Annotated in this window: 16 protein-coding genes and 1 other RNA gene; 4 read left to right on the forward strand and 13 right to left on the reverse strand. The window is 56.1% G+C overall.

The genetic code is table 11. The features are described from left to right. Positions 1 to 45: 45 nt before the first annotated feature. Together IBT46_RS01595 and IBT46_RS01600 are read right to left on the reverse strand one after the other, a co-directional pair. Positions 46 to 438, reverse strand: coding sequence for a YraN family protein (locus IBT46_RS01595; protein ID WP_200543414.1), 393 nt, complete (start codon positions 436 to 438; stop codon positions 46 to 48). Beyond that, on the reverse strand, positions 396 to 2,435 hold the full coding sequence (locus IBT46_RS01600; protein ID WP_200543416.1) for a penicillin-binding protein activator: 2,040 nt from the start codon (positions 2,433 to 2,435) through the stop codon (positions 396 to 398). Before IBT46_RS01600 ends, IBT46_RS01595 begins: the two co-directional genes overlap by 43 nt. A 62-nt stretch (positions 2,436 to 2,497) precedes the next feature. On the opposite strand from IBT46_RS01600, the gene rsmI reads away from it, so the two are divergent. After that, entirely contained in the window at positions 2,498 to 3,361 is an 864-nt protein-coding gene (rsmI, locus tag IBT46_RS01605) for a 16S rRNA (cytidine(1402)-2'-O)-methyltransferase (RefSeq protein WP_200543418.1), read from the forward strand. Positions 3,362 to 3,393: 32 nt separating this feature from the next. Continuing rightward, an RNA gene (gene rnpB / locus IBT46_RS01610) (RNase P RNA component class A) lies at positions 3,394 to 3,773 on the forward strand. A gap of 51 nt (positions 3,774 to 3,824) precedes the next feature. On the opposite strand, the gene IBT46_RS01615 is transcribed toward rnpB, so the two are convergent. Then, positions 3,825 to 4,529, reverse strand: a complete 705-nt coding sequence (locus tag IBT46_RS01615) for a pirin family protein (protein ID WP_200543419.1) — start codon at positions 4,527 to 4,529, stop codon at positions 3,825 to 3,827. 127 nt (positions 4,530 to 4,656) lie between these two features. On the opposite strand from IBT46_RS01615, the gene IBT46_RS01620 reads away from it, so the two are divergent. After that, a complete protein-coding gene (locus tag IBT46_RS01620; protein ID WP_105592044.1) occupies positions 4,657 to 5,559 on the forward strand; it encodes a LysR family transcriptional regulator in 903 nt (300 codons plus the stop codon). 22 nt (positions 5,560 to 5,581) lie between these two features. On the opposite strand, the gene IBT46_RS01625 is transcribed toward IBT46_RS01620, so the two are convergent. The 10 genes from IBT46_RS01625 to exuR all read right to left on the reverse strand — a co-directional run bounded on the left by IBT46_RS01625 (position 5,582) and on the right by exuR (position 11,219). Beyond that, on the reverse strand, positions 5,582 to 5,722 hold the full coding sequence (locus IBT46_RS01625) for a hypothetical protein (protein ID WP_200543421.1): 141 nt from the start codon (positions 5,720 to 5,722) through the stop codon (positions 5,582 to 5,584). A gap of 157 nt (positions 5,723 to 5,879) precedes the next feature. Continuing rightward, positions 5,880 to 6,866, reverse strand: coding sequence for a glutathione S-transferase family protein (locus IBT46_RS01630; RefSeq protein WP_200543423.1), 987 nt, complete (start codon positions 6,864 to 6,866; stop codon positions 5,880 to 5,882). Between the two features lie 75 nt (positions 6,867 to 6,941). After that, positions 6,942 to 7,334 carry a DoxX family protein gene (locus IBT46_RS01635; RefSeq protein ID WP_105592318.1) on the reverse strand — a complete coding sequence of 131 codons (393 nt, stop codon included), beginning with the start codon at positions 7,332 to 7,334 and terminating at the stop codon, positions 6,942 to 6,944. Between the two features lie 200 nt (positions 7,335 to 7,534). Then, entirely contained in the window at positions 7,535 to 7,819 is a 285-nt protein-coding gene (locus IBT46_RS01640; protein ID WP_200543425.1) for a YqjK-like family protein, read from the reverse strand. Then, entirely contained in the window at positions 7,819 to 8,211 is a 393-nt protein-coding gene (locus tag IBT46_RS01645) for a phage holin family protein (RefSeq protein WP_200543427.1), read from the reverse strand. The genes IBT46_RS01640 and IBT46_RS01645 overlap by 1 nt, the downstream gene beginning before the upstream one ends. A 1-nt stretch (position 8,212) precedes the next feature. Then, on the reverse strand, positions 8,213 to 8,518 hold the full coding sequence (locus tag IBT46_RS01650) for a YqjD family protein (protein ID WP_200543429.1): 306 nt from the start codon (positions 8,516 to 8,518) through the stop codon (positions 8,213 to 8,215). A gap of 45 nt (positions 8,519 to 8,563) precedes the next feature. Continuing rightward, a complete protein-coding gene (locus IBT46_RS01655) occupies positions 8,564 to 8,935 on the reverse strand; it encodes a DUF1090 domain-containing protein (RefSeq protein ID WP_200543431.1) in 372 nt (123 codons plus the stop codon). 153 nt (positions 8,936 to 9,088) lie between these two features. Beyond that, positions 9,089 to 9,478 carry an EnvZ/OmpR regulon moderator MzrA gene (gene mzrA / locus IBT46_RS01660; protein WP_200543434.1) on the reverse strand — a complete coding sequence of 130 codons (390 nt, stop codon included), beginning with the start codon at positions 9,476 to 9,478 and terminating at the stop codon, positions 9,089 to 9,091. Positions 9,479 to 9,480: 2 nt separating this feature from the next. After that, positions 9,481 to 10,146: a DedA family protein gene (locus IBT46_RS01665; protein ID WP_200543436.1), complete on the reverse strand. Its 666-nt coding sequence runs from the start codon at positions 10,144 to 10,146 to the stop codon at positions 9,481 to 9,483. Between the two features lie 296 nt (positions 10,147 to 10,442). Continuing rightward, entirely contained in the window at positions 10,443 to 11,219 is a 777-nt protein-coding gene (gene exuR, locus IBT46_RS01670) for a transcriptional regulator ExuR (RefSeq protein ID WP_105592036.1), read from the reverse strand. 367 nt (positions 11,220 to 11,586) lie between these two features. Here exuR and IBT46_RS01675 point away from each other — a divergent pair, with 367 nt between their 5' ends. Next, on the forward strand, positions 11,587 to 13,035 hold the full coding sequence (locus IBT46_RS01675) for a tagaturonate reductase (protein WP_200543438.1): 1,449 nt from the start codon (positions 11,587 to 11,589) through the stop codon (positions 13,033 to 13,035). Positions 13,036 to 13,039: the final 4 nt, after the last annotated feature.

The raw sequence follows: 13,039 nt of genomic DNA on the forward strand, positions 1-13,039 counted from the left end.
TCACCTGGTTAGTTTTCGCGGTCTTCGACCTGTCATTCAGCGCCGTTACTCAGCGGTAAACGCATTGGGCAGCCATTCAACCCGTTCCCCGGTAATGGCGACCACATCAAAACGGCAGTCGACCGTGTCAAAGCTTTGACCACGGCTATGCAGCCAAAGTGCTGCCGCTCGCAATAGTTTTTGTTGTTTACTGCGGGTGATGCTGGCTACCGCCCCACCAAAATGGTCAGAACGGCGATAGCGAACCTCAACAAAAACCCATATTTGCCGGTCACGCATAATCAGATCGAGTTCCCCCGATCGGTAGCGAACATTCGCGGCGACAAAGCGCAGACCGGCTGTTTCCAGCAGGCGGCGCGCCTGTTTTTCACGCATCGCCCCCTGCTGCTGTCGACTCAGGATGCCGGAACGATTTGCCCCTGACGATACTGGCTCCATGCTAACTTCCTGTTAATCACGCAGTCCTGTGTTGCGCTCAGATTGCCGGTATTGCCTTTCAGCTGGAAGCCCGGCAGCTGGCGCATTTCACTGAAGTGGTTGGCCAGAGACCAGGCATCAATGCCCATCGCATACAGGCGAACCAGTGAGTAGTCATTGTTAAACTTCTTCGCCGCCTGCTGCATCAGCGCGGTGTTTGCGCCGGAGAGCAGCGGAACATCGCTGAATTGCAGGCCGTCCAGCTCCAGACGATAGTCCGGGCCGGCACCGGCCTGGTTGCTGCGCGAACTCGCATACAGGCTGACGTTATCACGGCTGCTGACGCGCATCGCGATCATTGGCTTAATCAGCGTCAGCTCGCTCTGCGTGGCGATAATATAGACAGAGTCCACGCTGCCGCCGGAGCTGGCGGTATCCGCAGCCGGGGCATCGCTCACCGGAGCCGGAATGTTCAGACCGGCAATAGTCACGCCCTGAGGCTGGGCTGGCTGCACGTTAACCGGGGTGCCGCTCAGGCGAATACCCGCGCCGCTGTTGATGCCCTGTTTCAGTTCAGCGGTAGAACCAAACTGCTGCTGCAGTACAGTGCCGCCACCCAGCTGCTGCCACTCGGTAGCGAAGGCTTTGATGACGCGGTCGCCCAGCGAGCTGCGCGGTACCAGCAGCAGCGGCGAGCGCTTGCCCTGATCCCACATATGATGCGCGGCATCGCGCGCTTCGTCTTCAGGAGAAAGCGCAAAGTAGCAAATATTCGGACGGTTCTGGATCGTTTCCGGCTCGTTAAGCGCCAGCACGTTAAGCGCTGTCGGGCTGGCGACCACCTGCTCAACCTGATTTTTCAGCAGCGGACCCACAACCAGCGTGGCACCGTCGTTCTGTGCCTGGGTCAGCAGCTGATCCACCGGCTGGGTGCTGGTGTCATAAACCTGAACCTGGGTGCTGCCTGACGGGGCTGCTGTTTCCACGCTGCTGGACGCCACCGGCTGTGGCTGTGCGGCATCCGGTTGAGTCGTGCCGTCCGTCGGTGCGGCTGACGGACTGACCACCGCATTGGCATCGGTCGCCGCAGCGTCAGGATTGGCTGTGGCATCAGGTGCCTGAATCGGCGCCGCAGGCGCAGCGGACTGCATCAGCGTACCGTTCTTCGCGTCGTTAAAACCCTGCTGGATGGCGTTGGCAAAGACCTGCGCCTGGCCGCTCAGCGGCAGCAGCAGAGCGATTTTACCGGTCGACCCCTGCTGGAAGTTCTTTACCTGGCTTAACGCCGACGGCAGCATTTTTGCCGCCGGGTTGTACGGATAGCGGTTCTGCCAGTCACTGATACCGGCCTTCAGCATATCAGGATCGTTGCTGTTGGCTTTATACACGCCCAGCAGATCCAGCCACCCTTGCAGCACGTTCTCGTTTGCATTGATGGTCACGTTGTTCAGCTGATCCTGCGTCATCTGACTCAGTGCCTGCCAGGTGGCATCGATATTTGCCTGCTTCTCAGCCGGGTTGGCGAGCAGCGGTTCCTGAGCAATATAGGCACGCAGCACGTCCAGCGTCGGGCGGCCCTGGCCAATCGCGATCTGTAACTGGTAGTAGCGGGCCTGCTGATCTTTCGAGAGCGATGCGACATCAACCTGCTTCAGCCTGTCGGCCGCCAGCGGGAAATTCTGCTCAATCACGTGCAGCTGCGCCTGCAACAGCAGCTGTTCCTGGCTCTGGGTGGCATCAAGCTGCTGCGGCAGCTGGGAGAGCTGCTGATTAGCCTGCGGCAGTTTGCCTTCATTCAACAGTGCTCTGATTGCGAGTAATTGCCAGCCAACCTTGTTATCATCTGAACTTTGCTGCATCTGCTGCAGATAATAGTCAGAGGTGCCGGTGGCAGCGCCCTGGACATTCGCCGGTGGCGTTTGCGGTGCCTGGCCGGTACATCCGGCAAAAATCAGGGCGGCCAGCAGAAGCGGCAGGCTGCGCCCGGCTTTGCTACGAACTACTTTCGAAGGAAGCATACTGTATCCAGTGATGTTTTTTTCAAGATGCTCAATATTAAATCGGCTATTCGGATCAAACAATGAAACAACACGATCGGGCAGATATTTCTGCCAGCACGCTCTATATCGTTCCAACACCGATTGGTAACCTGGGCGATATCACCCAGCGGGCACTGACGGTGCTTGCGAGCGTCGATCTGATCGCTGCGGAAGATACACGTCATACCGGACTGTTGCTACAACATTTCGCCATCAATGCGCGGCTCTTCGCATTGCACGACCATAACGAACAGCAGAAAGCAGAATCGCTGCTGGCGAAGCTCCGTGAGGGACAAAGCATAGCCTTAGTTTCCGATGCCGGCACGCCGCTGATCAACGATCCGGGCTATCATCTGGTGCGTTTATGCCGCGAAGCGGGGATCCGCGTGGTGCCGCTGCCGGGTGCCTGTGCTGCGGTAACAGCATTAAGTGCGGCGGGGTTACCGTCCGATCGATTCTGTTACGAAGGTTTTCTGCCCGCCAAAAGCAAAGGTCGCTGCGATACCCTGCGCGCGCTGGAGCAGGAGCCGCGCACGCTGATTTTTTATGAATCCACCCACCGTTTAATCGATAGTTTGCAGGATATGGTGACGGTACTGGGGCCAGACCGTTATGTGGTGCTGGCGCGTGAAATCACCAAAACCTGGGAGTCGATTCAGGGCGCGCCGGTGGGCGAGCTGCTGGCGTGGGTGCTGGAAGATGAGAACCGCCGCAAAGGCGAAATGGTGCTGATCGTGGAAGGTTATCACGCCGAAGAGGATGCACTGCCGCCGGAAGCGCTGCGCACGCTGGCGCTGCTGCAGGCCGAACTGCCGCTGAAAAAAGCCGCAGCGCTGACCGCCGAAATTCACGGGGTGAAAAAAAATGCCCTGTATAAGTACGCCCTTGAGCAGCAGGGTGAGTGACAACTCATAGAAAACGCTATACACTGCGCGCCGAAGCTGACCAGACAGTCGCCGCTTTGTTGCCGTCCCCCCTCGGGGGAGACAGACAGAGGGGAGGAAAGTCCGGGCTCCATAGGGCAGGGTGCCAGGTAACGCCTGGGGGGCGCAAGCCCACGACCAGTGCAACAGAGAGCAAACCGCCGATGGCCCACGCAAGTGGGATCAGGTAAGGGTGAAAGGGTGCGGTAAGAGCGCACCGCGCGGCTGGTAACAGTTCGCGGCACGGTAAACTCCACCCGGAGCAAGGCCAAATAGGGGTTCATAAGGTACGGCCCGTACTGAACCCGGGTAGGCTGCTTGAGCCAGTGAGCGATTGCTGGCCTAGATGAATGACTGTCCACGACAGAACCCGGCTTAACGGTCAGCTTCAACTCATTCGATAAAGACCCGCTTCGGTGGGTTTTTTGCTTACCCTCTACAGAATTTATATCGGTAGATCAATCACCAGCGCCCGCAGCGGCGTTTCTGCCGTCAGCAGAACGCTCTCTTCTTCCCGCAGAAATGCGCCATCCCCGCAGGTGAGGGCTTCCTGCTCGTGCGAGTGGGTAACTGCCGTAAAGGCGCCGTGGATCGACTGTAAATAGGCGCGTGGCCCGTGCAGGAGAACCTGATAGCTTTCACCCGGCTGTAATACCACCTGGTGAATCCACACCTGCTGCCGGAGCTGCAGGCTGCCTTCGCTACCGTCGGGGGAAGCCAGCAGGGTGCAGGTTTTATCTTCCGGTACTGCAATCCGCTGTACGCGATTATTTTCTCTTTCCGGGCAGGCATCCAGCCACAGCTGAAGCCGCGTCAGGCTGCTCTCTTTGCTAATATTGTGCTCGCTGTAGCTGATCCCCGGCTGGGTGGCCAGCAGCAGCGCCTCACCGGCACGCGCTGTTTCGTGATTGCCTTCGCTGTCGCGATATTCGGCTTCACCCTGCAATATCAGGTTCAGCACGTCGACTTTCGGATAGGTTCTGGGTTGAAAGGAAGCCCCTGGTGCCAGCACTTCCTGGTTGAGTACGCGAAGTGAAGCGTACCCCAGTAATTTGGGATCGAAATAGTGACCGAAGGAGAAAGTATAGCGAGCCTGAAGCCAGCCATAATCGGCTTTGCCACACTGTTGCGCTGTACGACTAACGATCATGCTGTTCTCCTTAGTAAATCGGGGCTGGCCCGACCATTTATTATTCGGTTATGGTAAGTTTCTGGACTGGTGAATGCCAGCCAGTTAATCTGCTCGGCATATTCAAATTTCCTGACAGAGAAAAGCTATGGCTAAAGATCGTGCTCTGACGCTTGAAGCGCTACGTGTAATGGATGCCATCGATCGCCGCGGCAGTTTTGCTGCCGCAGCAGATGAGCTGGGCCGCGTCCCCTCTGCGTTGAGCTACACCATGCAGAAACTGGAAGAGGAGCTGGACGTGGTGTTGTTTGACCGGTCCGGTCATCGCACCAAATTTACCAACGTCGGGAGGATGCTGCTTGAACGCGGGCGCGTGCTGCTGGAAGCCGCCGACAAGCTGACTACCGATGCGGAAGCGCTGGCTCGCGGCTGGGAAACGCATCTGACGATTGCCACCGAAGCGCTGGTGTCCACCGAGCTGCTATTCCCGCTGGTGGAAAAACTGGCAGATAAAGCCAACACTCAGGTTTCGCTGATGACCGAGGTGCTGGCCGGGGCGTGGGAACGGCTTGAGCAGGGGCGCGCCGATATTGTGATTGCGCCCGATATGCATTTCCGCGCCTCTTCCGAGATCAACACCCGCAAGCTTTATTCACTGATGAGCGTCTACGTTGCCAGCCCCGATCATCCGATTCATCAGGAGCCGGAGCCGCTTTCCGAAACCACCCGGGTGAAATATCGCGGTATTGCGGTGGCGGATACCGCGCGTGAAAGGCCGGTATTAACCGTGACCCTGCTGGATAAACAGCAGCGCCTGACCGTCAGTACCATTGAAGATAAACACCGTGCTTTACTGGCGGGCCTGGGCGTCGGCACCATGCCTTACAGCATGGTTGAGCAGGATATTGCCGAAGGGCGTCTGCGCGTGGTCAGCCCGGAATATACCCGTGAAGTGGATATTATTATGGCCTGGCGGCGCGACAGTATGGGGGAAGCCAAGGCCTGGTGCCTGCGGGAAATCCCGAAGCTGCTGGCGAAGCGCCAGGGATAAAGTCCGCAGGCACGGTATTCCTTTACGGTGCAGGCGTAGCCGAGCTTTCCTGAGAATGCTCAATGCCATTAAATGTTGAGAACGTTTCGTAGTAGTAGTGACCCACGAAGGCAACATAGCACAGCATCACGGCGGCGAGGCAGAAAGAGAGAGTCTTGATCATGGTTTCACTCCAGGAAGTTGGCTTCCGGTTAATCCGCATTTGCGTTCACATCAGTAAAGATACGTAAGTGCGAATTGGGAGAATTTGTTCCAGATCAATAAAGGATGTTGAACATCGGGGGCGAAAAGAAAATCGCCCCGGATGTTAATGTGCGGGATCAGGGAAAGCGTTCGTCGCGTCCGTGCGGTTCGTCCCAGTTAAATGCCGGGCCTATCGAAATCACCCCACTCGGGTTGATGGTTTTATGGCTGCAGTAGTAGTGGTGGCGAATGTGAGGCAGGTTTACCGTGTCAGCAATGCCCGGCAGCTGATAAATCTCGCGCAGGAAGCCGCTCAGATTGAGGTAGTCGCCAATGCGGTGCTTATCGCATTTAAAATGCGTGACATACACCGGATCGAAGCGTACCAGCGTGGTCCACAGGCGTAAATCGGCTTCGGTCAGACGATTGCCGGTCAGATAGCGCCGTTGCCCCAGAATCTGCTCCAGACGATCCAGCGAGCTGAAAAGCGCCGTCACCGCTTCATCATAGGCCGGCTGACTGGTGGCAAAACCCGACTTATACACGCCGTTGTTTACCGTATCGTAGATCCAGCCGTTCAGTTCATCGATCTCATCGCGCAGTTCAGCCGGGTAATAATCCCCGGCGCGGGCGCCAACGCCGTCGAACGCGCTGTTAAACATGCGAATAATGTCGGCGGATTCATTACTGACGATGGTGTGCTGATGTTTGTCCCACAGAACCGGCACCGTAACGCGGCCGGTGTAGGTCGGGTCGGCATGCAGATACAGCTGATAGAGATATTCGTTCTGATACAGGCTGTCGCCGGTGACATCGGGGAAATCTTCGTCAAACGTCCAGCCGTTCTCCAGCATCAGTGGATGAACAACCGAAACTGAAATCATCGACTCCAGCCCTTTCAGCTGGCGCATAATCAGCGTGCGGTGTGCCCACGGGCAGGCGAGGGATACGTATAAATGGTAGCGGTCGGCTTCGGCGCGGAAGCCACCTTTACCGTGTGGACCGGCGCTGCCGTCGGCCGTGACCCAGTTGCGGAATACCGCTTCTGAACGTTTAAAGCGGCCGCCGGTAGACTTGGTGTCGTACCAGTTATCGTGCCATACGCCATCAATTAGCTGTCCCATCGTTCCTCCCTAAAAATGAAAGGGCGAGGATATGCTCCTCGCCCCGGATTCTTCACTGTTATAAGTGTAGTGGAATTACCACTTTTTACCCAGCAGACGGTCGATGCTGTATGCGCCAGGTCCCACCAGGCCCAGCAGCAGGTAGCCGCCGGAGATTGACAGGTTTTTCATAAACATAATGGAGTTCGGGCCTTCCGCAAAGTTAGTGTGGAAGATAAACGCCGTGAGCAGCGTAAAGGCGGCAGTGAACAGCGCGGTGAAGCGGGTCAGGAAGCCGAAAAGAATGGCCAGACCGCCGCCGAACTCCAGCAGAATGGTCAGCGGCAGGAAGAAGCCCGGCACGCCCATCGCTTCCATATACTGCTGCGTACCGGCGTAACCGGTGATTTTTCCCCAGCCTGCAACGATAAACAGAATTGGCATCAGGATGCGAGCCACTAAGAAACCGGTATCTTCTAATTTTTTCATAATCATCCCCAACAAGAATTTTATGGGCCGTGCTATCAGGCGGACCCTGTTTTACCGTGGCCTGACGCTGCTTTAGCGCTCAGTGCCGTTCGTTGCTGGAGATAATAGACGGGGAGTCTGGCTATTGTAAGCGAGATAATCTGTCGAAGTTGTTCAAGAAAATTGGAAAGGATGGCCGCAAAGGGCGATGCGGCCAGAATTTACCGTTTTGGCAGGGCGTTACGCACCATGCGCCAGGTGCTCCATGCACCGATACCGCGCTTCGCCCAGCGGGTCAAAAAGCGCGGGTTGCGCACCGACCAGATGGCAAAAACGCCGCTGCCAATCGCCAGATAGCGTTTGGCATTAACCAGGCTCAGCCAGCCCCGATCGTAACGATCGGTAGCCTCCAGCCAGTCTTTACGCCCGGCGCTTAAATCCAGACGCTGCTGTTGAATAAGGCGCAACAAATCGGCGGTACGTTTTTCACGGTCGCGACGGCTCATTACTCATCCTCCAGCAGCTGGCGATCGCTGGCAAGTTCCTTACGGGTGGCGCTGAGCAGAGTGGAGCGCCGCGATTTTGCCAGCGTCCACAGGCCGAAAATCAGCGCCAGCGCAAACAGAACGCCGGTGGTGATGGCCATCGCCATCAGACGGTATTGCGCATCAACCGCCCAGATAACCAGAACCATCAGGCTCATCAGGCCAAATGCGGTGAACAGCAGGGTCAGGCCGACCATGATCATCATCTGAATCAGGTTGGCTTTTTCCGCTTCCAGCTCAACCACCGCCAGCCGCACGCGGGTTTCAACAATGCCCACCAGCGTGGTGATGATGCGCTGTCCGATGTTAATGACCCCTTTGCCGGGGCCATGATTTTGCTGATTATCGGCCATATTAGCGACGGGTCAGCAGAACGCCCAGTACCACACCGACCGCTGCACCGATACCCACGCTGGTCCACGGGTTGTCACGGACGTAAACGTCAGCGCGGTCCGCTGCTTCACGGGTGGTCTGTGCAATGCGCTCACCGGAATCACCCAGGCGGGCACGGGTATTTTTCAGCGCGCTTTGCGCTTTGCTGTGCAGTTTTTCCAGTTCAGTTTTCGACTTTTCACTGGAGGTACTCAGCACTTCTTCCAGCGTATCGGCGAGGGTTTTCAGCTCAGCGCGCAGATGTTCTGACGTGGTATCTTTAGACATGGAGAACTCCTTACTTGTGTTGAATGTCATGGCAAACTGCCGACCTCAGTAGGGCGCAGCCTGCACTTCCTTCAGCTCACGTTGAGCGTCAGCCAGTTTCTTTTCCCGTTTAGCGATTTTTTTGCTGTCGCCACCCTTGTTTCGCTCCTGCTGCAGTTCCTGTTCCCGCTCGGTCACTTTTTTCTGATGCTGCTGAATCTTTTCCTGATGGGCTTTGCGTACGTTTTCATCCGAGCAGTTAGCGCGCGTTTCGGTCAGCGCACGCTCCAGGCCATTAATCTGGCGCTGGTTATTATGCTGGCGGGCGAAATCGATTTCTTTCTGAATAGCCTGTTCTTTTTGCTGGCAAAGCGGTCCTGCCTGAGCCAGTGAGGCCACAGTCATCAGAGCCAGAGCGAGTGTTAAGCGGTATTTCATAGAATGGCGACCTTCCTTTGCAATGACAGCCGTCTGGGCTGTCGGGTTCCTGGACACAGGGTGATTTAGGGATTTTTAAGCATAGACAGAAAACGAGAAAAGCTCAAAACAGAACGGGAAATTCCCCTCACCGTTCTGAGGGGCGAGGGGCAATTACGTTCGCAGACTGATGCGATTCACCCAGTTTGCCGCGCCGTGGCCTTCCTGACGGGCAATATCGAAACCATACGGCAGCAGCTCGCGGAGCACTTTTTCCGCCGCGTCGCTTTGCTCCTGTGAGTCGAATCTAATTACCAGTGAATCGTGGTCTGGGGTAATACTTTTAATGCGAATCCCCTGGGCGGTGAGCGACTGATAGACATAAAAGCCGTCGGGCAGGCTGTTGCCCTGGCGCAGAGTGCGGATCTGCAGTGCGGCTTCACTGCGAAACAGCGCGGGCAGCAGCGTAACGACCAGCGTCAGCGTCAACAGAGAAGCGGCCAACAACCCCAGCCAGGGCACGATGCGTAAAAGTCTGGCCGGAAGTTTGAACAGAGAGGACATGGTTACTGGCCTCCCTGCGACGTTTTTTTCCGCCACAGTACATACAACGAGCCGCAAAGGCCGAAGACCAGCAGCACCAGCGGCAGCAGCATCAGGCAAAACATCAGCTGATCTTCATATTTACGGAACAGCGGCGTTTTGCCCAGCGCAAAGCCCAGCACGGTCAGAATCAGCACCCACAGCAGACCGCTCATCCAGTTAAAGAACTGGAAGCGCGCATTGCTGAGGCCGGAAAGCCCGGCGATGGTGGGTAACAGCGTGCGAACAAATGCGATAAAGCGTCCAATCAGTAGTGCCGACAGGCCGTGGCGGTGAAACAGCTGGTGCGCACGCTGATGGTACTGAGCGGGAAGATGTGAAAGCCATTTTTGTACCAGCGGCGTATTGCCGAGCCACTTGCCCTGAATGTAACTGACCCAGCAGCCCAGGCTGGCGGCGGTGGTAAGGATAAACAGCGTGAGTGGAAAATTCATCGTGCCTTTCGCTATCAGCACGCCGACCAGAATCAGCAGGCTGTCACCGGGCAGGAACGCCGCCGGAAGCAGGCCATTTTCCAGAAACAGAATCATAAACAGGATGAAGTAAAGCGCCCAGACCAGCGTCGGGTCGGCCAGCGTGACGTAATCTTGCTGCCATAAGGCGTGGATTAAATCTTTAAAAATATCCATCAATAGTCCTGAACATCATAGTTGGCCCGATTTAACGCAATTCTACATGCTGAATTCATCGTTTTAGTGATGCAGATGCTGCGGGCGGCTGAACAGCGTGGCCAGAAAAAGCATCGAAAGCTTAAAGCTTTTTACAAAGGGTAAAAAAAGAAGATAACTGTAACAAAGTTAAGCAGGTCTGGACAGGAAGAAACACCGGACCAGGGATGTTTTACCGTTGCAGCGGTCCGGCGTGAAGGAGTTTTACACTGGCTGACATAAGTGAACGAAAGCTGACTCAATCTATTAAGAAAGACCTACTTTTCGTCGTTGGCGATGCTATCCAGAGCGATAACCGGATTTTCAGCAAACATGTAGCGGTCTACGTTAAATTCAAAGTCATCTGTCGTGGCGTTGAACAGCATCTGGCGGGTATTCTCCAGGTGTTGCCACATTGCCAGCTTGCTCCCTGCCGGGTCCTTGCGGATCAGCGCCTTGAGGATGTTATCGTGATCTTCGCACCAGCTCTCTATCGAGCGCTCGTCGATATGTTCATGCAGTTTTAGCCAGTACGGGTTGTACAATCGATGCAACCACATTTTTTCAACAATTGCCGCCAGCGCGCTGTTCTGCGTAGAGAGCGCAATCTGCACGTGGAATTTCATATCCCACTCGGAGTCACGGAAGCGATCTTCCTGCCGCGCCTGCTCCTGAATAGACATCAGTTGCACGATATCCTGGCGGGTCACCTGGGTGGCGGCAAACTCGGCAACGTTGCTTTCTATCAGCTGACGGGCCTGCAGCAGCTCAAAGGGACCGAAGCTGGCAAACTCCAGCTGGCTATTAGTGGTTACGCTTTTCTTTTGCTGCTGTGACACCACATGTATGCCGGAACCTTTACGCACTTCTACATAGCCTTCCACTTCCAGCATGATGATCGCCTCGCGCACCACGGTCCGGCTGACGCTCATCTCTTCCGCAATAAAGCGCTCGGCGGGCAGCTTGTCGCCAATCTGATACTGGCCCTGTTCAAGGCGCAGTTTTAACTCAGCTGCCAGCTGCTGATAGAGACGACGTGAGTCGATCTGTTGCATGGTTCACGCTCCGATACACAATGATTTGCTGAAACCTGTTATACCACTTTCCCCGTGTTAAAAAAACAGACGCTCGTTAAGGTCTTGAACCACCGAATACTCTGTATGGTACTGAACGGGTTTTAAAGATGTTATACCTTTTTATCTGAGATTAAGACCGCGATACTCAGAATGAAGTCATCATCAATATTTTTATATTTTCATGTAAAACATGTAGTTATATTTATAATTGTAATTGGTAGACGCTAATCACCCGCAGTTAATAGTGTTTTTTGTGATCTGTTTCTCACTATTTATTCAGCGCCTGGCACAATTGGTATGATAACTTTGCTGGTATTGAAACACAGAACTTTCCAGGGGATACCAGATGCAGACGCTGAACCGTGATAATTTTCCCGGCCGCCAGGATGCCGAACGCGTGATCCAGTTCGGTGAGGGCAATTTTCTTCGCGCCTTTATCGACTGGCAGTTAGACCTGTTAAACGAGCATACCGGACTTGATGCTGGCGTGGTGGTGGTCAGGCCGCGTAACAGCGCGGCTAAGCGCAGCCTGAACGGCCAGCAGGGGCTGTATACCACGCTGATCCGCGGCATTAACGACGAGGGGAAGGTGGTCAGCGAAGCGCGGCTGATCCGCTCGGTTAATCGCGAAATTCATCCGGTCGATGACTACGACGAGTTCCTGGCGCTGGCGCGTAATCCGGAGATGAAGTTTGTCTTCTCCAATACCACCGAAGCGGGCATCAGCCTGGATGCTGCCGACACGCGGGACAGCGCTCCCCCGATCAGCTTCCCGGCCAAGCTGACCCAACTGCTGCTGGAGCGCTGGCAGCATTTTGATGGTGCGGCCGATAAAGGCTGGGTGATCCTGCCCTGCGAACTGATCGACGATAACGGTGCCGCGCTGCGTGAGCTGGTGCTGCGGCTGGCTCGCGAGTGGCAGCTGCCGGCGGCGTTCACTCAGTGGATTGAGCAGAACAATACCTTCTGCTCAACGCTGGTGGACCGCATCGTAACCGGCTACCCCGACAATGCCGCCGATCTGCACGCTGAGCTGGGCTATCGCGACGACTATCTGGTGGCGGGTGAAGTTTACTACCAGCTGATTATTGAAGGGCCGGAATGGGTGGCCCAGGCATTGCACCTGGACCAGCTGCCGCTGAATATTCGCATGGTTGACGATATTGCCCCGTATAAGGCGCGCAAAGTGGCGATCCTCAACGGCGCACACACTGCGATGGTGCCGGTGGCGTTTCTCGCCGGACTGGATACCGTCGGTGAAGCAATGGACGACGCGGAGGTGGCCGCCTTTATTGATGCCACGCTGCGCCAGGAGATTATCCCAACGCTGGAGCAGTCCCCGGAAGAGCTGAATGCCTTTGCCGATGCGGTGCTCAACCGTTTCCGTAACCCGTTTATCCGCCACCAGCTCAGCGCGATAGCGTTAAACGGCATGACTAAGTTCCGCACCCGACTGCTGCCCGCGCTGCTGACGCAGGTTGAACAGCAGGGCGCTCCGTCTCCGCGCCTGAGCTTTGCCTTTGCGGCACTGCTGGCGTACTACCGCGGCGAGCGCAACGGCACCCGCTACGCGCTGCAGGACGATGCCCACTGGCTGGAGCGCTTCGCTACGCTGTGGCAGCTGGCGGAGGCACACGACATTCCCCTCAGCCAGCTGGTCAACGACGTGCTGTCCGATGCAGCCCACTGGGGGCAGGATCTGAATCGTCTTCCGGGCCTGACGGCGAGCGTGACCGCTCAGCTGGAGCAGATTATTACCGTTGGTATGCGCGCCGCGCTGGCGCAGATTAAGTAAGGTA

It is taken from the genome of Erwinia sp. S38 (assembly GCF_016624545.1).
GTDB lineage: Bacteria > Pseudomonadota > Gammaproteobacteria > Enterobacterales > Enterobacteriaceae > Erwinia > Erwinia coffeiphila.